Raw genomic sequence first — 22,585 nt, 5'->3', positions numbered from 1 at the left:
CGCGATGGAACAATCGCGTCTGGAACCACGGAGCCCGCGAGGAGTATCGCATGTACACGGAACGCTTCCGCGGTCGATGGCTGTCGGGGAATGCCGTCGTCGCGCTCGAGTCGGTCGGGGAATCGGACATCATCGTGTCCGACGGCGACACGGTCTGGGACACGTGCGGCGGGGAACCCCTGGCGCTTCCCGGCGTGACGGTTATCCTCCAGTCGGACGACGCGACGCTGCTGGGAACCGGCACTGAAGTCATCGCCGTCCATGAGGGCGCTGTCGTCGAGAGGCTTGGCGTAGGAGCGCCGGTCGTGGCGCTCGTGGACGACTACCCGCTGATCGTCGTGGCGTCCGACGGTCTGTACGAGTGGGATATGGCGGATGCGCCTCGCCGCGTCGCTGCCGTTGACGCCGAGATCGTCGCCGCATTGAGCGACGGCATAGATGCCGTCTGGATGGCAGCGCGGGATCGCCTGTATTGCTGGACACCGGAAGGACTACAAGAGCACCGGCTTCCGGGCGACCTGGACGCATCGGGAACGCTGGACATCCGGGATATCGCGGCGGATGACGCTGGTTCCGTCTGGGCGGCGACGTCGGCAGGACTGCTGCTGTTCAGCCCTCCTGACGGCTGGAAGCTCATACGCGGGGAGGACGGACTCCCCATCGAGAACCTGACGCACGTCTCGCTGGGAGCCGACGGCGAACTGTGGACGGGGAGCCCAGACGGCGTATCCCTGTGGACAGAGGACTCCTGGGAATACTACGCGGGTCTCCGGTGGCTCGCTGACGATTCCGTGACGGCGCTCTGCCCGCGGGGCTCGTCCGTCTGGGTCGGCACATCGAAGGGCGCGTGCCGCATCGAGCGACGAGAGTTCACGCTCGAAGCCAAAGCGGAGCTGTTCGAGAAACAGGTGGACGCTCGCCACAACCGGCGCGGCTACGTGACCGTCTGCTTCTTCGAGAAGCCGGGCGACCTGACGACCTACCGGCACGAGGCGTCGGACAACGACGGTCTGTGGACGGCGCTCTACGTTGCCGCCGAGTCGTACCGCTACGCCGTGACGCGATCCGACGAGGCTCGCGAGAAGGCGGCGCGTTCCATGGACGCCCTCCTGCGCCTCGAAGAGATCACGCCGATATCGGGGTTCCCGGCTCGGGCGACGATGTTCAAGGACGAGCCGAAAACCGTCCAGTCGGGCGGCGAGTGGCACGATGCGTCAGACGGCGTCAGCATCTGGAAGGCGGACACGAGCTCCGACGAGATCGACGGTCACGTCTACGCCTTCTCCGTCTACCACGACCTGGTCGCGGACGAAGCCGAGAAGCAGCGCATCGTCTCGACGATGTCGCGCATCGCCGGGCACATCCTCGACAACGGCTACTACCTGATCGATATGGACGGCTTGCACACGCGATGGGGCGTGTGGGCCCCAGAGCGCCTCAACGGCGACTGGAAGCCGCAGCAGGGACTCAACTCCCTCGAGATGCTCTGCATCCTCAAGACGGCGTGGCGTCTCACCGACGAGGATCGGTTCATCGCTGCCTACGACGATCTGGTGCGCCGCCATCACTACGCCTTGAACACCATCGACCAGAAGCTGACGGCGGAAGGCTGGGTGAACCACTCGGACGACGAGCTGGCGTTCCTCTCCTACTACCCGCTGCTAAAGTACGAGAACAACCCGCACCTGCGGCGCATCTACCTGATGAGCCTCGAGCGTAGTTGGCAGATCGAGCGACCGGAGCGGTGCCCGCTCTGGAACGCCATCTACGGCGCGTTGTCGGGGAACCCGTGCGACGTCGAGGCGTCCATCCGCACGCTTCAGGAGATACCGACCGACCTCGTCTCGTGGCGCATGCGGAACCGTCACCGCGACGACCTCAAGGCGCGAACCCCTCCGGGCGGCTGGACGGAGCAGATCGACCCGGAAGTGCTCCCGTACTTCGAGCGGTCGGTTCACAAGTGGAACGGGAACCCGTTCCGGCTCGACGGCGGCGACGCGGGCGGCGCGGAGGAGGACGGAACCGTGTTCCTCCTGCCCTACTGGATGAGCCGCTACTACGGGTTCGTGAAGGACTGACGAGCACGGCGAAGCCCCCGCGACGAGCGGGGGCTCCGCACGCTGTTCGTGCGCGTCTAGTTGAAGTTGATGACTCCACCGGTCGTCTTGAACGTCTGCGTCGGCTTCTCCTTGAAGACTGGCAGCGTCAGGACCGGGAAGTGCTGCGGGTAGATCTCGCCGGCGATGCGCCGCCAGAGGTGGTCGCGCATATGCGCCACGATGATCTCGGTCTCCACGGGCGGCTTGTCGGGAACCTGCGACTGGTACGCGCGGACGTAGCGCATGTAGCCCTGGATGTCTCCCGGCTCCTTGGGAGGCACCGTGCCCGACTGCCAGACGACGTCCCCGGACGACGAGACGATCTTCACCCAGACCTTGGAGGTCGCCCACTGCTTGATGAGCGTGAACTTGGTCGTGCCTGAGATGCCCGCTTGGTTGCTCATGTCGAAGACGGGCGTGTCGTCCTCCTCGGTCTTGATGTTCGTGTCGCTGTAGCGACCGATGAGGAGTGCATCCACGTTCAGCGCCTGGGCGACCTTCGCCGCGAGCGACGGGTCTTGGTACACCTCCAGCGCCTTGAACTCCAGACCGGTGATGGCGTCGGTGACCGGCTGCAGATCGCGGCTCTGGTCGAACACGAGCGTCAGGTCGGAACCGTTCTGCTTGAGGGCGATCTGCATCTGGTTGCCGAGGTCGCGAGACGTCAGCATGCCGAACTGGGCGTCGGACCCGATCAGCGGGGCGATTGCCATCGTCTTGATCTGAGTCAGATCGGGCGGAGGGATCGTTTTCCCACCACATCCGATAGCGGCGATGGCGGTGACCAACAGGACGGCGAGTGCGCCGTTTCGGCGCACGGCGCGGGTCATGGAACGGTGCATGTCGCGGAACTCCTTCTGTTCCTGTGTACCGAGGATGAGTCCTTCGCCGCTCAAGGGAAGACGCTCCATCAGCGTCGGGCTGACGACTCGGCGGGCAGATCGCCCAGCGTCCATGTCGCGCAGCGACGAGAGCCGCGGTACGCGCGATACCGCCTACTTCGCGGGTCGAGACCAGTTGCCGTACACGTCGACGTTCTGTCCCTCGACCTTGGGACGCACGCCACGGACGATGATGCCGGGCCGGCCGAGCGCCTGCCCGAAGACTTGCTCGTTGCGCGGATCGCGGAACCCGAGCCGAATCAGCCGTCGCCAGTTCCCGCTGTTGTTCACAGCGGAACCATGGATGGTCCACAGGTGGAAGAGGACGACATCGCCCGCCTTTGCCGGCACGGACACGGCATCGCTGAGCCGGTACCGGTCCGTCGGCAGGTGCGGCGCGGTCTCGGGCCCGGTGATGTGCTCCAGGGGTCCGAACTTGTGACTGCCAGCGAGGAACTTGATGTTGCCGCTCCGCTCGTCGGCGTCGTCGATATGGATCAAGGCGTCGATGTACCGTCCGTCGGTGTGCCCGTAGAACGGCACATCCTGGTGCATCGGGAACGGCGCGCCCACGCTGGGAGCCTTGGCGTGCAGCGTGCAGTGATGGATCTCGACGCATTCGGAGCCCATCAGCGTTCCGACGGAGTCGGCGAGCTCAGGCTTGGTGATCGCGCGGGTCCACGCAGCCGAGTAGTGCTGCAGTTCGTGGATCGCCACCAGCGTCGCCTTCTGATCTTCGTCGTCCGTCAGGTAATCTTTGCGCCACGGGCCCCGCCATGCCGCGCCCCAGTTGGCGAAGGTCTCCATGATGTACATGAGCTCGTCGGTCATCTGCTTGAGCTCTTCGCGGGGGAAAACCTGCTCGAGCCGCAGAAAACCGTTCTCGTGCCAGAAGTCGATCTGCTGTTGCGTAAGCATTTCTCGCGGAACCCTCCCAACCAACACGTCTCACCGGCGCAGGCGATTGGTGACGAGTATAGCGTTGTCACCACGCTCTGACAACAGGGAAATCGGAATGGCGACGCTCAATCCGAAGGAATCGAGTGGTTAGGAGTGCAAAATGGCTTGACAAGGCGTAACACATCGTTAAAATATCTGCATAGAGCGGGTGAGGTGTCTCTAGCCGGTCTGTGATGAACCAGCGGAGACTGTCACTCCCTACGAGTAGAGTACGGGTAAGGGGTTGGGGCGTTCCCGCTCCGCACGACTGTGTTCTCCGCGAGCCATGGATTCGGCTCGCGCAACCAGTGTGGAACCGCCGCGCAGATGCGCGCGGTTCCGCAACGCGCATGCACGTTGACGGGCGTTCGATCAGTGAAGAAACGCCGGACGCCGTGAGTGCATGCGTCTCTTCTCCGGGCCTGTTTTCTTCTTAGCCGTGAATGGGCGACCGCTTATTTGGGCGGTCGCCCTTTTTGGGCTCCTACTCGTCTGGAGCGTTCAGCACGTCGCCCAGCCGCGCGACCATGCGAGCGATGGCTTCCTCGCCGAATGACGGGCTGGCATCGCGCGGATGGGGCCCCAGGATTCCGGTCGGCTCGTCGTTGTCCCGTTCGATGAGGCTGGCGTCGACGCACTCGGGGCGCAGCGCCCAGAGCAGCGATGTCTCCCACCGCGCCGCGTGGTCACCTCGATATCCCTCGTCGGCGATCAGGTCGTATCCGAAGTGGACGTGTACCCGGCAGGAGCCGCCGTCGGCGAGGTACGCGTCGCGCGCGCGCTTCGCCGGTCCGTTCTCCGGGTAGTGTCCGGTGATGCAGACGATCTGCTCGAACCCGAGCGACTCGATCTCGTGGTAAGCCCGCGTGACGAGCTGAGTGAAGAAATCCCACCCTCCGGTGGCGTTCGCCCGCTCCGCGTTTGCGGCGAACTTCGCGTGGCCGATGCCGTAGGCGGCGGCGACATCCTGCCGATGGTCGCGCGTCAACGTGTTGAACCGCTCCGGGTAGAACACCATCTCCAAGATATCCGCGCGGTTGTCGCCCCAGAAGATCGTCGGCATGACGATGCCTCCGTGGGCTTCGGCAAACCGGCAGCACAACGCGTGCGCCTTGAGCCCGTCCAACCCGACCGCGTTTTGCGGTCCATGCCATTCGAGGGTGCCCAGAGGCAGATAGGCGATGGGTCTTGCCTGGCGCGCCTGGCGGATTTCGTGCGGCAGCATTTCCTCGTAGCGGAGTTTCCGCATCGTTATCTCCTCGATGAGTGCGGTGTGAGACGAGCCTAGAACAGGAACTTGTAGGTCGGCACGCCGAGAACGGTTCCCCGAAGCATCCAGAGCGTGCCGATGACGAAGTCGCCCAGAATGAAGCCCAAGAAGAACGGCTGCGCCGTCCGCAGCAACGGCAAGCCGCCGAACCGGAGAATCGACAGCTTCGCCGCCCAGCTTGCGAAGATCGAGCACCAGAATAGGTTGATGCTCCAGTTGCTCGAGACGGCATACCCCGCCGGATGCAGCGGGAACCAGACGAACTTCGCCCGAAGAAACGCCAACGCCAGCGTTGCGCCGCCTCCGAAGAACACAGCCGCCGAGACGCCGACATCGGCGGGAGCCGGGTTCGTCAGCCATCCGGCGAGACGGTCGAACGCCTCGGGAACCTTGCCGAGGTTCGGGATGCCATACCGGAACGAGTAGTGCCCCATCGCCCAGAACGCCGCCATCGGAGCCGTCAGCGCGGCGAGCACGATCGCCCATCCCATGCGTGTCCGGGAGGCGCGCGTCGCGTCCGCCAGTTTTAGGCTCTCCAGGATGTGTGGCATCGGGTGACCCCGATAGGCGCGGTTGAACCCTTGAAAGAGCGACAGCCCAGTCAGGTTCGCAACCGACAAGGCGCGTGTTCCGAACATGCGCACCATCATCAGGTGGGGCCCCGCCAGGTGCAAATCGTGAACCGGCGACCCCAGCTCGGCGCGCATGCGCGTGATGCCGATCGACAGCACGAAATACGCGGCGAAGAAGGCGACGGCGACCCAAGCCGCCATGCCGATACGCACGGAGAACGCCGCCAGCGCGGCGATGCCCGCCGCCGCTCCGACAGCCATCCAGCGACCGGAGCGCGCCGATGTCCGGCGGAACAGGGCAGCGAGATGGCTCCGCGTCGTCCAGAGCGCGAGGGCGCACAGCGCCGCGTAGGAGCCCGCCGTCTGCGGTTCGATGTACGGGAAGTCGGGCAGACTGCGAATGCCCAGCGCCTTGCCCGCGATGAGTTCGAGCTTCCAGAACAGATAGAAGAACCAGCACGAGAACGACAGATCCAGAGGCATGAAGAACGCCAGTCCGACGGCGAAGGGGAACAGCGCCGCCGGTGTCCACCCGATCGCGTTCCACGGCGCGTTCGAGAAGAGCGGCGACAGGTCGTAGAGCCTGCCTCCCAGACTCGGCACGCTGGGGTACAGGAAGTTCAATCCGTTCAGCAGGTTCATGCTGCCCGCGATACCGAATCCCAACCAGGCGAGCCGATCCCGATAGAACGCCGACGATTTCCCGGTCATCGCCAGCGGAAGCTGCACGATGGGATAGCTCAGCTTCTCGCCTTCGACCCATCGCTCCCGGACGAGCAGCGTCAGCAGGAGCATGACGATCAGCAGCACGGCGAGAAACGCCGACCAGACCAGCGCCGACGGCAGCAGCGCCAACAGATGCCGACGCGTGTAGAGGGTCCCGTCGCCGACCGCCATCGCGCGCAGCGACTCGGTATCGGTCACGACGAGCCAATCCGGCACCAGGCGCAAGAACAGAGCTTGCCAGTCGTTCTCCGGCGTCGCCAGGGCGCGCAGACCGTTCGTGAAGGTGCCCAGCACCTGGACGATGTCCAAGCCGGCGATGCTCGTGCCGATGCAGAGCATCAGATAGATCGCCACGAGTTCCGACGCGTTCAGGAAGGGACGGCGGGATCGCGAGAGCCAACTCGACGCGATGCCCAGCAGGGACAGCCCAAAGAGAATGAAGACGACGTTGTGGAAGAGCGAGACCGTGTCGGGATAGGCGGAACCGAAGGTCGCCGCCGCGATCAGCCAGAACGCGTTGACGACGACCGACGCCGTTCCGAGCGCCAGCGCCCGTACGCGCACCGGCTCTGGGATCGCCTCCGGGCGCTTTGACGACAACTCGCGTCTCCCTATCCGGTCCGCCGACACCGGCGCCAGCGTACCCCGCCACACACGAGCGATCAAGCGATATGGGTCACAGGCGGAAAACGGCGTCCAGGGCTTCGGCGACGCCTTCCCGGTCGTTGGACGATGTCGTCCGCGCCGCCACGCGAATGACTTCGGTCGAGGCGTTCCCCATGGCGACTCCGAGCCCGACGGACTGGAGCAGCTCGATGTCGTTGAGATTGTCCCCGACGGCGACGACGTCGGCGAGGGTCACGCCCCAGCGCTTGCAGAGCGCGTCGAGTCCGTTCGTCTTGCTGGCTCCCGCCGGGATCGCTTCGAGGAAGGAGTGGCTGCCGTCGTAAAGCGTGCCCGACGACAGAACCTGCACGCCAGCGAGTCCCTGCAGCCCGCTGAGAGCGCGTCGGGCTCCGTCGTTGGGCTCGATCGCCACGACATGAACCGCGCCGCTGCCGAGGGGTCCCGCGAGATCGTCGTCGAGCCTGCCCACCGTCTGGGCGACCGGAGCGTTCGCCTTCAGATATCGAGCCATCGCCGGGTTGTGTTCACCGGGCTCGTGGGCGAGCGTGCAGTCGCCCTTGGTGTACGAGTAGACCGCCGGGGCGCAGCCGAACTGTCGGAACGCCTGACATACGGAGCGCGCCGTCTCGCCTCCGAGTCGGCACGAGCCAGTGACCCGACCGTTCTCAGCGGTCATCGCGCCGTTGTGAGCGACGAACGCAAGGGGGACCGTCACATCGCGGACGGACGCCCTCGCCATCGGGAGGTTCCGTCCGGTCACGATGACGAGACGGATTCCTCGGTCGTGCAACGCCTGGAGGGACCGAAGCGATCGCACTGTCACGCGCTTGTCGCTTGTGAGCAGTGTTCCGTCGAGGTCGAGTGCAACGACTCGATAGGGATTCATAGAACCGAACCCGGATCGACGTCGACCGTGACGGAGACGCCGCGAGTCTTGCGGCGGGTCGACGGCTGCACGAGCGGCGCGATCAGGTCTCGGATGCGGCTCGAGTCGAGTGCGCAAAGCAAGCAGTGCCAGCGGTACTCGCCGCCGATCCGCGCGATGGGCGCAGGGGCAGGACCCTTGAGGAGGACGTCATCCGTCTCTGCCTCCTTCTGCCGCTCCTTGATCGCTTCTGCGATCACTTCAGCCGCCCTCTTCGCCGCCAACTCGACGCGCTTGCGGTCCTCGCCGCGGAACAACAGCCGCGTGGCATGGAGTTCCGGCGGGTAATGGTGCTCTGCTCGCTTGCGGTACTCCTGCTCCGTGAAGCCGATGAAGTCGTGGTTCGCCGCCGCCGCGATGGCGTAGTGCTCCGGCTGGTAGGTCTGGAAGATCACCTCGCCAGCGCGGGTTCCTCTGCCGGAGCGTCCGGCGACCTGAGTCAAGAGGTTCATCGTCCGCTCGCCAGCGCGGAAGTCGGGCAGGTTCAGCGACGTCTCGGCGAGCAGCACGCCGACCAGCGTGACGCCCGGCACGTCGAGCCCTTTGGCGATCATCTGCGTTCCGATGAGAACGTCGATCTCGTGGCGGTAGAACGCCGCGAGGATGCGCTCGTGCGCGTCTTTGCCGGTCGTCGTGTCGGCGTCCATGCGGGCGATCCGCGCGTTGGGCATCAGAGGGGCGGCTTCGGCTTCGACGCGCTGCGTGCCGAGCCCGAGTTGCCGAATGCGCGAATCGCCGCAGTTCGGAGCCGGGCACACGCGCGGCATCGGCGCGACGCGCCCGCAAGCGTGGCACATCAGGAGGTCGGTCCGCTCGTGGTAGGTGTAGCTGAGATCGCAGTCGGGGCACCGCTCGACATGCCCGCAGGAGCGGCAAAAGACGTAAGTCGAGAAGCCGCGCCGGTTCAGGAACAGCATGACCTGCTCACCTCGCGAGAGGCGGTCGGTCATCGCATCCGCGAGCGGCTTGCTGAAGATGGATCGGTTCCCGGCTCGGAGCTCGGCGCGCATGTCGACGACGTGGATCATCGGCATGTCGGCTTCGCTGACACGCGACGGCATCTCGATGTGTTCGAACTCACCGGTGCGGATGTGGTGCATCGTCTCCTGCGAGGGCGTCGCGGAGCCGAGTACCAACGGAGCGTCGGCGTCGAAAGCGCGTCGCAGCGCGACATCCCGCGCGTGGTACCGAGGCGCGGGGTCTTCCTGTTTGTAGGAACCTTCATGCTCCTCGTCGACGATGACGAGTCCGAGGCGGGGAACCGGTGCGAAGACCGCCGAGCGCGCTCCGACGACAATGGGCGCGTCGCCGCGCCGGATACGTACCCAGGCGTCGTAGCGCTCTCCTGCCGACAAGCGGCTGTGGAGCACCGCCACTCGCGCCCCGAAGCGAGCGGAGAGACGGTCCACCGTCTGAGGCGTCAGCGATATCTCGGGCACCAGGACGATCGAGTCCCGTCCCAGTTCGAGCGCACGCTGCACGGCTCTTAGGTAGACCTCCGTCTTGCCGCTGCCGGTGACGCCCCGAAGGACGAACGCCGTCGGCGAACGCCGATCCAGCGCGTCGATGATCTGCCCGACGGCGTACGCCTGATCCGCGTTCAGCACATGGGGCTCTGCCGCGACGCCGAACGGCGAGGACGAGTCCGGCAACTCGAAGCGGGATTCCTCGATCTCGTCGATGATCGCGAAGCCTTTGCGTTCGAGCGAACGCATGGTCTGGTACGTGACGCCGCGAGCGCGCGTCAGCTCGGAGACCGGCGCTTCGCCGTCGGAACGGACGAGATGCTGGAGCGCTTCGGCTTGCCGAGGAGCGCGAGTCCGAAGGGTGTCCAGGAGCTCAGCCGTTTCGGACGGTGTCTGCGCGAGGCGCGCGACGAGAACGCGCTTGGGCCCGATGCCGGGCTCTAGTTCGTCCTCGAAGGTCACGAGCTGATCCAACCGAAGGCTGTTGAGGGCTGCCAGCGTGCCGGAGCGACCCACGACGGATCGCAGGTGCGTGACGGTTCGCCGGTCGCGGCGCGTCAGCGCATCGAGGATGGCGGCTCTCACCGGAGCCCGTTGCGCCATTCCGGCGATGTCGGCGGCTCTGCCCGCTCCGGTCAGGGAGACGCGCCGTCGCGCCGTGGCACGCATGCCGGCGGGAGTGGCGGCGAGGAGAGCCTCGCCCCAAGAACACAGATAGTAATCGGCGACCCAGCGGCAGAGCCGCAGGATGTCTGCAGGGAACGTTGGGCTGTCGTCCAGCACGTCGGTAATCGGCAGTAGGCGGTTCAGCTCAGGCGGCGTCTCTCGGACGGCGACGACGACGCCCTCCAGCGTACGAGCGCCGAAGCGAGCCAGCACCCGGCTCCCTTCGCTCGGAGCGGGATCCGCAGAGGATGGCACCGAGTAGGTAAACGCCTGATCGACCGGTATCGGGAAGACGACATCGGCGTAGAGCGGACTGGGCATGGTGGCGTGCCGTCTGGCGCAGGGCGCTTCGGGCGCGCCTCAGCGACGTCGAGGAATAACCGGGCAACCGGACGTTGGAGAGGCAGGAGTCGCCCGTAAGCCGGATTCTGTTCTCCGCGCAGCTTACGCGGCACGGAGCGATGACCATTCCTCTAGGGCGGACATCTCTGCCCGCCTCAAGCGACCGTACCCGAGGGATGGCGGGTCTGCCGTAGCTCCCTCCTATTCGGTCTTGCTCCGGACGAGGCTTGCCTAGCCCGCCGTGTCGCCACAGCGGCTGGTGGTCTCTTACACCACCGTTTCACCCTTACCGGAACCGAGGTCCCGGCGGCCTGCTTTCTGTTGCGCTTGCTGTGAGATCGCTCCCCCTGGGAGTTACCCAGCGCCCTGACCCTGTGGAGTCCGGACTTTCCTCATCCGCGGACGCCCGAAAGCGCTCGTGGACGCAGCCATCTGGTCGGCTCCTGCCTCACGGCTATTCTACCACAATGAGGCGGTCGGGTCAGCCGTTCCGACGATCAACCGGCGTGTGCTAGGATCGGTCCGCGCCGAGATCGGCAGATTCACGCCCAGGTTCCCACAAAGGGGTTCCCGATCCCCATGGCATCGCGCTCCGCTACCGTCGAGACAGCGCCGCAGCCTGCGATATCCGGAGTCACGGCGAGGACGTGGGTCTACGGAGCCGTCCTGGTTCCCGTCTCCGTGTACTGGATGCTGCGGATGGAGATGCTGAGCGGCGGATCGACGCGGGGCGGCGGATCCGCGCTGGGCGGCGCGTTCTACCCGACGGCGATGTCGGTGTTCTTCAACGTCGTGTTCCTGCTGCTGGCGCTGGTGGCGGTTTCCCGTCTGCTCCCGAAACGCTTCGCGCTCGACGGCGCGGAGCTTCTGACGCTCTACGCGATGGTTTCAGCGGCGACCGCCGTGTCGGGCGTCGACATGATCCAGGTGCTGGTTCCCATGGCGGCGTATCCGACGTGGTTCGCCTCGCCGGAGAACGACTGGGAGAACACCTTCGCCCGGTTCCTGCCGTCGTGGTGGGTCGTGCGCGATCGGTCCGCACTCGAAGGGTTCTACGTCGGGGGCGACTCGTTCTACCGCGCGGCACACCTCAGGGCTTGGCTGCCGGTCGTGGGCGCGTGGCTCGCGTTCCTGGCGGCGATGCTGCTAGTGTTCGGCGGGCTCGTCGCGCTGTTGCGGAAGCAATGGATCGAGCGCGAACGGCTCTCCTATCCGATCGTGCAGCTTCCGTTGGAACTTGCCGGGAGCGGGTCCGGGCTGCTTGGGAACCGGTTGTTCTGGCTCGGCGTCGGCGTGACGGGCATGCTGACGGTCTACAACACGGTCGCCTACCTCGTGCCGGTCATGCCGCTGCTGGTCTGGAGCGTCAACCTGGGCGAGTTCGTGCGCGAACATCCGTGGCGCGCCATCGGGTTCACGCCCCTACGGCTTTTCCCGTTCGTCATCTCGATGGTGTTTCTCATTCCGCAGGAACTGTCGTTCTCCGGCTGGTTCTTCTATTGGCTCGCGAAAGGGCTGCGCGTGCTGGGAGCGGTCGCCGGCTTCCGAGGGCTCCCGGAGTTCCCGTATGCGCGGCATCAGTCCTTCGGGGCGTATCTGGCGATCTTCGCGTTTGCCATCTGGGCGGGCAGACGGCAGTTCATCGACGTGCTGCGGCGCGGATGGCGAGGATCACCCCGCGAAGAGGACGAGCCGATTTCCGGCAGGGGCGCAATCCTCTGCATGGTGGGTGGATTCGCCTTCCTCGTGGCGTTTTCCGCCCGCGCGGGAATGGCGGCATGGGTCGCCGTGGCTTTCTTCGCTGCGTATTTCATCCTGATGACAGGGATCACGCGCGTCCGGGCGGAGCTTGGAGCGCCGGTTCACGATCTGCACTTCTTGGGCCCTGAACGGATGATCGTCGCCGGAGCGGGGTCGCGTCGGCTGGGAGCTCAGAATCTGGCGCTACTCTCGGTGTTCTACTGGTTCAACCGCGCCTACCGATGCGTGCCGATGCCGATTCAGTTGGAGGGACTCAAACTCGCCCAAGCGGAGAGGATCAGGTCGCGCGGGATGTTCTGGGCAACCATCGCCGGCGGCGTGGTCGGAGGGCTGTCCGTCTGGTGGATGCTGCTCCACGCGTTCTATCGGGAGGGCGGGCTGAGCGGCATCGCGAGCTATGCTGTCGGCGCGTTTGGCAGAGAGCCCTTCGTGCGTCTGGAGGGGTGGCTGGCGTTCCCGTCGGAAACCGACGTGCCGTCGTTGGTCGCCATCGTCATCGGCGCGGTCGTGTCGGCAGGTCTGCTGGTGCTGCGAACGCGCTATGTGTGGTGGCCCCTGCACCCGCTGGGCTACGCGCTGGCGGACGACTACGCGATGAACTGGATCTGGTCGTCAGTGCTGGCGGGGTGGTTCCTGAAGGTCGTCGTGCTGCGGGCGACGGGCATACGGGGCTATCGAAAGGCGCTGCCGCTGTTTCTCGGCTTCATCATGGGCGAGTTCGCTGTGGGGAGCATCGCCAGCCTCGTCGCCATCGCGACGGGACACGCAATGTACGCGTTCAAGAACTGGTAGGGGAGTGCCCGATACGCACGTGCATCTGGAGCCTGCCGACGCCATATCGTAGGGGCGACGCGATGCGTCGCCCGCTGTACGACGAGGGCAACCCGCCGGGTCGCCCCTACCCCAAGATGAATCGTTAGGCTGACCGCGCCCACCGAATCAGGATTTCGGCGACTTCCTTGCGCGTGAACTCCGGCGGCGGAATCTCCCCGGCGGCAAGCATGTCGCGGACGCGCGTGCCCGACAGCGCGAGCCGCTCCTCCGGAGTCGAGGGGCTCGTTTTCGCGGTCGCCATGCCAGCGGTTCTCATGCAGTAGAACGCGTGCTCGAAGAAGAGAGGCGTGATGCCCAGCTCGTCGGGACCGAACTCGTCGAAGATGTGTTGGGCGTCGTAAGTCCCGTAGTAGTTGCCGACTCCGGCGTGGTCCCTGCCGACGATGAAGTGCGTCACGCCGTAGTTCTTCCGAACCAGCGCGTGGAAAATCGCCTCGCGGGGTCCCGCGTAACGCATCGCCGCTGGGAGGGTTCCGAGGATGACCCGATCCTTCGGGAAGTAGCCGTCGATCAGCACACGGTAGCAGTCCATCCGCACATCGGCGGGGATATCCCCCTGCTTCGTCTCGCCGATCAGCGGATGGAGGAAGAGCCCGTCGACGATCTCCAACGCGCACTTGATGATGTACTCGTGCGCCCGATGGATCGGGTTGCGGGTCTGGAAGCCGACGACGCGCTTCCAGCCGCGCTCCGCGAAGAGCTTGCGCGACACGGCGGGAGGGAACTCGGCGTACTCGAATGACTCGCGCGGCACGTAGTCGAGAACCGCGACGCTGCCGCCGACGAGCAGCTCATCTTGGCGGTAGAGCGCGGCGACGCCCGGGTGCGCTTCTTCGGTCGTCCGGTAGACGTGTTGCGCTTCGTGCGTCTTGTCGTACGAGAAGATGTCGGCAGCATCCAACACGGCGACCAGCAGTCCCTGCTCGGAATAGAGGGCAGCCTGCCCCGCCGCCTCGACCGCTTTCGCTTCGTCGCGCGATAGGCTCAACGTGACGGGAAGGCTCCAGGCGTTTCCGTCGGCGAGGTGCATCGTATCGACGACGCTTCGGTAGTCGGGCTCGGACATGAAGCCGGTCAACGGGCTGAACCCGCCGATGGCGATCATCTCCAAGTCGGATGCCTCGCGAGCGTTGACGGTGAGCCTCGGCAGACCTTTCGCCAACTGCGCCACCTCTGCGCGTTCGTCTTGTCGCACGGTGCGGTCGATCAGGGCTCCGCCGTGCGGAGCGATGGATGCGGACACCAGTTTGACCTCTCTGCGTGGATATCGCCGGATGCATGCAGACACGGGCAATAGTAGCACGCGCTGTCAGGGGTCGGTCTGCCGTGGCGGGTCGGTTAACGTCGCGCGTCTGCGGGCGAGCGGGGTCGCGAGAGCCATCGCAGCCAAGTCGGGATGTGGAACGGCGGCAGGACATCCAACGACGCGAACCACGCCAGCGCGGCGGCGGCGAGGGCGAGCGTCAGTTCCAGCCATCGACGCGGCGATGCGCCGGTCGGCGCGATCTCCCTCAGCCGGTCGATGACCGGCGTCAGCACGTGACCATCGGGAGAGGCGAGATACAGCGCGCCATCGCTGGCTTCGGCGACATGCCGGAGCAACGTCGGGTTCAGGCGGGTCGTCACAATCGTGCCGTCCTTGTCGCGCTTGTAGCCGGTGATCGTGCCGCTCTCGCCCCGCAGCGCGATGGGCGAGCCCTCCTCGGTTCCAACGCCGATGACCCAGATGGGCACGCCCGCGCGCCCAACTTGTCGCGCGATCCGAACAGCGCCGGGTTCGTGTTCCTCGCCATCGGTCAGGAGGAGCATGACGCGGTCGCGTTGGCGCTCGCGTCCGAAGGAGCCCAGAGCGCGCGACAGCCCGTCGGCGATGGCGGAGCCCGGTTGAGGGATCATGTCGGTCGCCACGCTGTCGATGAGTCGCACGACGGCGTCGTAGTCGCGCGTGAGAGGGCACTGCACGACGCCCCGTCCGGCGACCGCCGTCATCGACACGCGCTCTCCGTTCAGGTGCTCGACGATGGTGCGCGCCATCGTGCGGGCGAACGCGAGGCGCGACGGTCGGATGTCTTCTGCCGCCATGCTCAGCGAGCTATCGAGCACGATGGCGATGTCGCGGTCGTTCCGCGACGACGCCACGGTGCGCCTAGAACCCGGGCCCGCAGCGGCGACGGCAAGAAGCAGGAGGGCTCCCAGCAGCAGTATGGCGAGCGCGCGTCGGGTTGGGACGGATGCGGCGAGGCTGCCGTCGAACCGCGACAGCGCGTGGCAGTCGCGGATGCGCCGCCGCTCGTTACCGAGCAGCCACGCGGCGATCACGGGCAGCGCCAGCACGGCGAAAAGCAGAACGGGGCGCTCAAACCGCATAGGGAACTCGCGCCAGTTCCGGGAACTCCATCTGCAGGGGCTCGCGCAGCAGCGATCGCACTCGGCTGAGAGCGTCGGTGCAGCACTCCGGGTCCAGACGCTCGATCGCGACGATATCCTGCCGGTTCCGATTCGCGAAGAGCCATTGGGAGGTGACGTTCATCGCGTCGACGTCGTAGAGCGTGTACTCTCGGCGCTTTCGCGGCGTGAGAAACGCTTCGCCGAAGAGGTCCACCAGCGCCGCGTCGCCGATCCGGCGCTCGACGCGCACCTGCCGGTCGAGTTCCCCGGAGCGGACGAAGAAGAGCTCGGCTTCGTCATCGCGCAGCGCGGGACACACGACGACCAGGTGGCTGTTGCGGACCGCGTTCACCTGATAGCGCTTTCGGCTCGCGTAACGAACGAGCGCATCGAGGCGGTTCTGGACTTTGCGGGCGCGCTCGAACTCGAGTCGGAAGCACGCCTCGTCTCGGTCCGCCAAGAGCTCGCGAGCGAGGGCTTCGTGTCCGCCGCCCAGGAAGGCGCAGGCGCGCTCGACGATCTCGCCATACGCTTCATCGCTGATGTGTCCGGCGCAGGGAGCGTCGCACCGACCGATGTGCCAGTCGAGGCAGGGACGCATCGTCGGCGAGGGCGTGATCTGGAGCAGACACGACCTCAGCGGGAAGACCTGGTGGACCAGCGCGAGGGCTTCCTCGGCGGCGACGAACGACGGGAAGGGCCCGAAGTACTCGCAGCCGTCGTTCTCGATCTTGGACGTGACCGTGAGCCTCGGGAACCGCTCCTCGCGCATGACGCGGATGAACGGATGCCCTCGAAGCTGCTTCTGCTTCACGTTGTACGGCGGCTGAAGCTCCTTGATGAGCCGCGACTCCAGGAGCAGCGCCTCCAGCTCCGAGCCGAGCCGCTCGACCTCGACGCGGTTCGTCCGGCGCACGAGCTCATGGATTCGCCTCGGCTTCCTGCTCGACGACGTGTATTGGAGCACACGCCGCCGCAGACGTTTCGCTTTGCCGATGTAGAGCAACTCGGTTCGGTCGTGGAAGAAGTAGACGCCCGGACTGTCGGGCAGGCGGGCAGCCATGTCCTTCGTCAGCATGGACGACTCGATGATTCCTGAGTATGTGCGCGTTGACGCACGCCCAGCTTACCGAACAGCCGCCCTGTGAGCAACGGGGCGAGACACGCCCCGTGCGCCGGTTCGTACCCTTGATTATGGAGGGCTCGTCTGGAACACTTTCGGACAGAAGCCCGCAAGGGGCAGTCTGTGTGCGAACCACACGCGGCTAAGTCGTCAGCTCTCGAACCCGGGGGTCGTCTGTTGGTACCGAAAAGCAGTGATGTGCAGCGATGGCGTGTTCTCGTCAGCGACCCGCTCGGAGAGCGAGGGCTGGAGATCCTGCGCGCACAGCCGGACGTGGAGGTTGACGTCAAGACATCACTGTCTCATGACGAGTTGATGTCGTCGATTCCGAGCTACCACGCGCTCCTGGTTCGCAGTCACACGCGAGCGGACGCCGCGCTGATCCAGGCGGGCACGAACCTCAAGGTCATCGGGCGTGCCGGGGTGGGCACGGACAACATCGACGTCGAGGCTGCGACGCGCAACGGCATCGTCGTCATGAACAGCCCGACCGGCAACACGGTGTCGGCTGCGGAACACACGCTGACGATGATCCTGGCGCTCTCGCGGAACATCGCGTTGGCGAACGCCTCGCTGCGCGAGGGGCGCTGGGAACGCTCCGCCTTCACGGGCGTCGAGGTCTACGGCAAGACGTTGGGCATCCTCGGGCTGGGCAGGATCGGCACCGAAGTGGCGCGACGGGCTCGCGGCTTCGGGATGAAGATACTGGGCGTCGATCCGTATATCTCTCACGGCGCGGCGGAAAAGCTGAGCGTGCAGCTCGTCGGGCTTCCCGATCTGATCAAGAACTCCGACTACATCACCGTCCACATCCCTCTGACGCAGGACACGCATCACCTGTTCGGCGCTGAGGAGTTCGCCGCGATGAAGCGCGGCGTGCGCATCGTCAACTGCGCGCGTGGGGGCATCTTCGACGAAGTGGCATTGCGGGAGTCGATCCAGTCGGGTCATTGCGCTGGCGCGGCTTTGGACGTCTTCGAGAACGAGCCGGAGATCGATCCGGACCTGGTCGGGCTGCCAAACGTCCTGGCGACGCCGCATCTGGGCGCATCGACGGCGGAGGCGCAGGAGAACATCTCCATCGAGATCGCGACGCAGTGCCTGAACGCGTTGCGCGGGAAGCCCGTGCAGAACGCGATCAACCTGCCTTCGGTCGATGCGCGGACGCTCGAGGTCTTGGGCCCCTATCTGCAGCTCGCGGAGAAGATGGGGAGTCTCCAGGCTCAGTTGATCGATGCGACGATCCACGAGGTGATCGTCGAATACACGGGCGGGCTGTTCGACAAGAACGTGACCCCCGTGACCGTCGCCGTCCAGAAGGGCTTGCTCTCACCGGCGCTACCGGAGCTCGTCAACTACGTGAACGCGCCGTTCTACATGCAGCAGCGGGGCATTCGAGTCACGGAGACCCGGAGCAGCAGCCATGACGTCTTCGCCAACCTGTTGACCGTGACCGTGAGAACCGACAAAGGCGACCGCCTCATCAGCGGAACCGTCTTCGGACGCGAGCTGCGACTCGTCATGCTCGACGACTACCATGTGAGCGCCACGCCCGACGGCGGCATGCTGCTCGTCTACAACAACGACCAGCCCGGCGCGATCGGGGTCATCGGGACGCTCCTGGGCAAGCACGGAATCAACATCGCCGACATGAGCGTCGGCAGGGAGGGCCCCGGAGGCAGAGCCGTCATGCTGATCAACGTGGACGGCATCGTGCCCCGTGAGCTGATCCATGAACTTCAATCTCAGAAGCAGATCAACTCCGTCCGCTTCGTCGTGCTGCCGGCTCTGTGACGGCATGGACAGCGGTCGGATGGTTGCGGTATAACGTCAGGACAGCAAACGTTCGCCGACCCCGGAAGGGAAGGGGGTCCGAGCCGTATGGAACCAACGATCGACGCCGGTTCATCTGCTCCGCGCAAACGCCGAGGACCGGTTCAGGCGATTCGTGAAGACCTTCGCGCAGCGCTCGAAAGGGATCCCGCCGCGCGGAACTGGTTCGAGGTCGTGCTATTCTACCCGGGTTGGCACGCGCTGATGATGCACCGTGTCGCCCACTTGCTGTGGAGGAGCCACCTCAAGCTTCCGGCGCGCATGCTCGGCGCGTTCAGCCGCTTCATGACAGGCATCGAAATCCATCCGGCAGTTCCCATCGGCAGAGGGTTCTTCATCGACCACGGGATGGGAGTCGTCATCGGGGAGACTGCCGAGATCGGCGACAACGTGACGCTCTACCACGGCGTCACCCTCGGCGGTCGCAGTCTCGAGAAGACGAAGCGCCATCCGACGGTGGGCAACAACGTGGTCGTCGGCGCGGGCGCGAAGATTCTGGGACCGGTGCTCATCGGAGATGGGGCTCGCATCGGCGCGGGTTCTGTCGTAGTGAAGGACGTGCCGCCCAACTCGGTCGTCGTGGGCGTACCAGGTCGTGTGACGTTCCGCGACGGCGCTCCGGTCCACGACGGGATCGATCTGGAGCACGACAATCTGCCGGACCCAGTCGTGCGAGCTCTACAGTGCATGCTGGACCGCGTTCAGGGGCTGGAAGCCGAGATCCAGCGGCTCGACGGGCGCGTGAAACCCTACGACGCGTTGAACGCGATGGATCCCGACCCTCGTATTTCTGGGAACCCGGAGGATGAGTCGCCTGCCTAACGCCGTGGACATCGCGGATCGTCGGAGCTCGTCCGCCGTGGCGATGGACGGAGACCCGGGCGAGGAAGGCTGTACGTCGAACGCCATTACGGCACGTTCGACGGTGGCGGAGGTCTTGCGCCGTCACCCGCGCTGCGCCATCGTCTTTCGGCATCTCGGTCTGAACTGTTGCGTCTGCGCGAACTCCGACGTCGATACGGTCGGAGCCATCGCCCGTGCGCTCGACTTCCCGTTGTCCGACCTTCTGCGCGACCTGCACACCGCCGCACGGCTCTTCGTATCCAACACGGCATCGACCACACGTGCCGTACCTCGCTCAGAGGAAGGAGCCTAAGTGGGCTCGACACCGCCGCAAACGCCTGAGGAGCGTTGCCTACGCCTGAACGAGCGCCTTCCCGCGGGAGGGCTGTTCACCAGCGAGCAGCGGGAAGTGCATCCCGACTCGAACGTCAGTTGGCGCATCTCGCCGGAACCGTTCTGGCTGGCTTCCAAAGAGTACGAGTGGTTCGAAGCTCTCGGAGCGCATCTGATCGCGTTCTACCGAGCGTGCAACCTGCTCTACTCGCAGTCCGTCCGGGGCATCCAGCCGGAGTGGGTCGCCGAGTACCTCGACCAGGGCAAAGAGGCGGAAGTCATCGGCTACGGGCGCATGAACCGATTCAAGAGCCAACTGCCCTTGGTGATTCGTCCCGATGTCATCCCGACGGAAGATGGCATGGTGATCACCGAGTTGGATTCGGTTCCCGGTGGCATCGGGTTCACCGGAGCGATGTCTCGGCTCTACGCAAAGCTCGGCGACAGCGTTGTCGGCGGCGCGGAAGGCATGGTGCGGGGCTTCGCCGAGATGATCCGGGCGTTCGCTGGCGCGACGCATCCGAACACGGCGATCGTCGTGTCCGACGAAGCCGGCGACTATCGCGAGGAGATGCTCTGGCTCGCCGAGGAGCTTCGGCGTTCGTGCCTGCCCTGCGCGACGATCCATCCGAGGGACATCCGGTTCGACGATGAGGAGGGGCTGTTCGTCGTCGTCGATGGCGAGCGGCGGAAGTTCGATGTCGTCTACCGCTTCTTCGAGCTCTTCGACCTGAAGAACATCCCGAAGAGCGAGCTCATGCTCTACGCCGCCAAGAAGCGCCAGGTCCTGATGACACCGCCTCCGAAGGCGTATCTCGAAGAGAAGATGGTCTTCGCCCTGCTGCACCATCCCGCGCTGGGTCCGTTCTGGGCGCAGAACCTGCCGAAGGATGCGCTCCGAGTCCTGAACGCGGCGGTTCCCCAGACATGGGTCATGGATGCGCGCCCGCTGCCGCCCCATGCGACGATCCACGGGCTGACGCACCGAAACGCAGCGGTGCAGGACTTCATGCAGTTCGCCGACGCTTCCCAGCAGGAGCGTGAGCTCGTCGTGAAGCCGTCGGGCTACTCGCCGCTGGCTTGGGGGAGCCGAGGCGTGGTCGTGGGTCACGATGTCTCGTCGGAGACCTGGGCGGAGAGCTTGCGCCAAGCGCTCGACGCGTTCCCGACCTCGCCCCACGTGATGCAGGCGTTCCACAAGGGCAGGCGGGCTGATGTCTCCTACTACGACTTCGACCGACGCGCCGTGATGCGGATGAGCGGCAGAGCCCGGCTGACGCCCTACTACTTCGTCGCCAACGACAAGGCGAAGCTGGGAGGCATCCTCGCGACGGTGTGCCCCGCCGACAAGAAGGTTCTGCACGGGATGGTCGATTCGGTGATGGTTCCGTGCGCGGTGAGTGGACCCGCCCGCGATGTCAACTAGGACGCGGCATCCGGGTTGACCGGCGGGAACGCCACATGCGCCGGAGATGGCTCGTGTCGAGGCGGGATCGCGGCATACGCGCAGGCGAGGAGAACGACCACGCCCCCGCACAGCGCTCGGGCGCTGAACGCCTCGCCGAACGCGGTAACCCCGACGATGACGTTCCCGACAGGCGTCAACAGCCCCAGCAGCGAGCCCTCGGTTCCGCCGACGTGCTTGTACGAATAGGTCATCAGCAGTTGCCCGATGGTGGCGACCGCGCCGATGCTCACCAGCACGACCCATCCGGCGACCGGGAAACGGAAAGGGCGCTGTGCCGTCCAGTACCCGACCATCGCCAACCCGAAGACTGACTGAGACAGGAAGATCGTCCACGACGACTCGGTGTCGCGGAGCCGCTTGATCGCCAAGACGGCGATCCCCGCCAGAAAGCCTCCCGCCAGCGCGATCAGATCGTGGTGTGTCACGGAGCCGATGCCCTCGCTCGGCACGACGAGCAGGTACAGCCCGGCGAAAGCGGCGATGACGGCGATCCATAAGCCCGGTCGGACGCGCTCTCGCAGCAGGAACGGCGCGAGGATCGCCGCCCAGATGGGGTAGGTGTAGTTGAGGATGGTTCCCTTTGCCAGTCCGGCGGCGATGATGCCGTAGAAGTAGAGCAGAACCGCCGCCCCGCCGACGGAGCCACGCAGAGCCAGCCAGCGCCAGTTGGTGATTTGTATGGGCGTCGGTGACAGCCGCCAGTAGACGGCGACGACCGCGATGCCGACGGCGAACCGAAAGAACGCCGAGTCGAAGAACGTGACGCCGTCGATCTCCTTGGCGAGCCGCACGAGGAAGCTCATCGCCGAGAACACGAAGGACGAGAGCGCCATGACGACGAATCCGCGTGCGCGGAGAGAGGAGTGCGCGATCTTCGGTCCCAATCCGGTGGCGCCCGCTCCAGTCGGAGCGGTTGCTTGGGCGTGTGACTCGGCAACGGCTGCGTCCGTTCGGAAGCAAGTGCTACAATCGTAGCACGAACGTGTGGCGGAGGCGCTCCGGTCTCGGTTGGCTGAAAGGCTCCCATGCGAACGCTGGTGACCGGAGCCACAGGTCACGTCGGCGCCAACGTGGTCCGGCGGCTCGCCGTGTCGGGTCGTCGAATCCGCATCCTCGCTCGACCGACGAGTCCCTTGGACATCGTATCCCGCTACGTCTCGGACGTGGCGATGGGCGATCTGCTCGACCGCAGTTCGCTGGTGGCGGCGATGCGCGGCTGCGATGTGGTCTACCACGCCGCCGCGGTCTACTCTCTGTGGCGTCCAGATGCGTCCGATATCTTCCGCCCTACGGTCGAGGGGAGCCGCAACGTTCTGGAGGCGGCTGCCGAAGCGGGAGTGCGGCGCGTCGTCTACGTCAGCAGCATCGTGACGCTCGCCGCCAGAGCGAACGGACGCCTCGATGAGTCCGGCGCACCGGCGAAACCCCGAACGCCCTATCTGCGCGCCAAGGTCGAGGCGGAACAGTACGCGCGGGAGTTCGCGGAGAG

At 65.6% G+C, this 22,585-nt stretch carries 16 protein-coding genes and 1 other RNA gene; 7 read left to right on the top strand and 10 right to left on the bottom strand.

Translation table 11 applies throughout. The features are described 5' to 3' along the window. Positions 1-50: 50 nt before the first annotated feature. The gene (locus tag FJZ36_11030) at positions 51-2,078 is read left to right on the top strand and encodes a hypothetical protein (GenBank protein ID MBM3215435.1); all 2,028 of its coding nucleotides are present in this window, start codon (positions 51-53) and stop codon (positions 2,076-2,078) included. 56 nt (positions 2,079-2,134) lie between these two features. Here FJZ36_11030 and FJZ36_11025 read toward each other — a convergent pair whose 3' ends face one another. From FJZ36_11025 to rnpB, 6 genes are all read right to left on the bottom strand, one after another. Next, entirely contained in the window at positions 2,135-2,995 is an 861-nt protein-coding gene (locus tag FJZ36_11025) for a hypothetical protein (GenBank protein MBM3215434.1), read from the bottom strand. Between the two features lie 99 nt (positions 2,996-3,094). Continuing rightward, positions 3,095-3,898 carry a phytanoyl-CoA dioxygenase family protein gene (locus FJZ36_11020; protein MBM3215433.1) on the bottom strand — a complete coding sequence of 268 codons (804 nt, stop codon included), beginning with the start codon at positions 3,896-3,898 and terminating at the stop codon, positions 3,095-3,097. 505 nt (positions 3,899-4,403) lie between these two features. Continuing rightward, on the bottom strand, positions 4,404-6,524 hold the full coding sequence (locus tag FJZ36_11015; protein ID MBM3215432.1) for a creatininase family protein: 2,121 nt from the start codon (positions 6,522-6,524) through the stop codon (positions 4,404-4,406). 639 nt (positions 6,525-7,163) lie between these two features. Then, entirely contained in the window at positions 7,164-8,000 is an 837-nt protein-coding gene (locus FJZ36_11010) for an HAD family phosphatase (GenBank protein ID MBM3215431.1), read from the bottom strand. Beyond that, complete coding sequence (priA, locus tag FJZ36_11005; protein MBM3215430.1) at positions 7,997-10,492, bottom strand: primosomal protein N'; 2,496 nt, start codon at positions 10,490-10,492, stop codon at positions 7,997-7,999. The genes FJZ36_11010 and priA overlap by 4 nt, the downstream gene beginning before the upstream one ends. An 81-nt stretch (positions 10,493-10,573) precedes the next feature. Beyond that, positions 10,574-10,957, bottom strand: an RNA gene (rnpB, locus tag FJZ36_11000) — RNase P RNA component class A. A 135-nt stretch (positions 10,958-11,092) separates the two neighbouring features. On the opposite strand from rnpB, the gene FJZ36_10995 reads away from it, so the two are divergent. Beyond that, positions 11,093-13,066 carry a hypothetical protein gene (locus FJZ36_10995; protein ID MBM3215429.1) on the top strand — a complete coding sequence of 658 codons (1,974 nt, stop codon included), beginning with the start codon at positions 11,093-11,095 and terminating at the stop codon, positions 13,064-13,066. A 124-nt stretch (positions 13,067-13,190) separates the two neighbouring features. Here the strand turns inward: FJZ36_10995 and sat are convergent, their stop codons facing one another. The 3 genes from sat to FJZ36_10980 all read right to left on the bottom strand — a co-directional run bounded on the left by sat (position 13,191) and on the right by FJZ36_10980 (position 16,574). Further along, entirely contained in the window at positions 13,191-14,354 is a 1,164-nt protein-coding gene (sat, locus tag FJZ36_10990; protein MBM3215428.1) for a sulfate adenylyltransferase, read from the bottom strand. Between the two features lie 92 nt (positions 14,355-14,446). Continuing rightward, positions 14,447-15,475, bottom strand: coding sequence for a VWA domain-containing protein (locus FJZ36_10985; protein MBM3215427.1), 1,029 nt, complete (start codon positions 15,473-15,475; stop codon positions 14,447-14,449). Then, a complete protein-coding gene (locus FJZ36_10980; protein ID MBM3215426.1) occupies positions 15,465-16,574 on the bottom strand; it encodes a hypothetical protein in 1,110 nt (369 codons plus the stop codon). The genes FJZ36_10985 and FJZ36_10980 overlap by 11 nt, the downstream gene beginning before the upstream one ends. A 243-nt stretch (positions 16,575-16,817) precedes the next feature. Here FJZ36_10980 and FJZ36_10975 point away from each other — a divergent pair, with 243 nt between their 5' ends. The 4 genes from FJZ36_10975 to FJZ36_10960 all read left to right on the top strand — a co-directional run bounded on the left by FJZ36_10975 (position 16,818) and on the right by FJZ36_10960 (position 21,054). Continuing rightward, a complete protein-coding gene (locus tag FJZ36_10975; protein MBM3215425.1) occupies positions 16,818-18,413 on the top strand; it encodes a phosphoglycerate dehydrogenase in 1,596 nt (531 codons plus the stop codon). A gap of 87 nt (positions 18,414-18,500) precedes the next feature. Beyond that, positions 18,501-19,274 carry a serine O-acetyltransferase gene (gene cysE, locus FJZ36_10970; GenBank protein ID MBM3215424.1) on the top strand — a complete coding sequence of 258 codons (774 nt, stop codon included), beginning with the start codon at positions 18,501-18,503 and terminating at the stop codon, positions 19,272-19,274. Beyond that, a complete protein-coding gene (locus tag FJZ36_10965) occupies positions 19,258-19,608 on the top strand; it encodes a DUF1858 domain-containing protein (protein ID MBM3215423.1) in 351 nt (116 codons plus the stop codon). The genes cysE and FJZ36_10965 overlap by 17 nt, the downstream gene beginning before the upstream one ends. Beyond that, the gene (locus tag FJZ36_10960; protein ID MBM3215422.1) at positions 19,609-21,054 is read left to right on the top strand and encodes a hypothetical protein; all 1,446 of its coding nucleotides are present in this window, start codon (positions 19,609-19,611) and stop codon (positions 21,052-21,054) included. On the opposite strand, the gene FJZ36_10955 is transcribed toward FJZ36_10960, so the two are convergent. Then, the gene (locus FJZ36_10955; GenBank protein MBM3215421.1) at positions 21,051-21,929 is read right to left on the bottom strand and encodes a DMT family transporter; all 879 of its coding nucleotides are present in this window, start codon (positions 21,927-21,929) and stop codon (positions 21,051-21,053) included. The two genes, FJZ36_10960 and FJZ36_10955, sit on opposite strands and share 4 nt — an antisense overlap. 192 nt (positions 21,930-22,121) lie before the next feature. Here FJZ36_10955 and FJZ36_10950 point away from each other — a divergent pair. Beyond that, the coding region (locus FJZ36_10950) for an NAD-dependent epimerase/dehydratase family protein (protein MBM3215420.1) at positions 22,122-22,585 on the top strand (464 nt) is incomplete at its 3' end.

The sequence above is a fragment of the Candidatus Poribacteria bacterium genome, assembly GCA_016866785.1.
GTDB lineage: Bacteria > Poribacteria > WGA-4E.
Note: the sequence above shows the minus strand (reverse complement) of the source record. Positions and strands in the feature narration are given on the sequence as shown.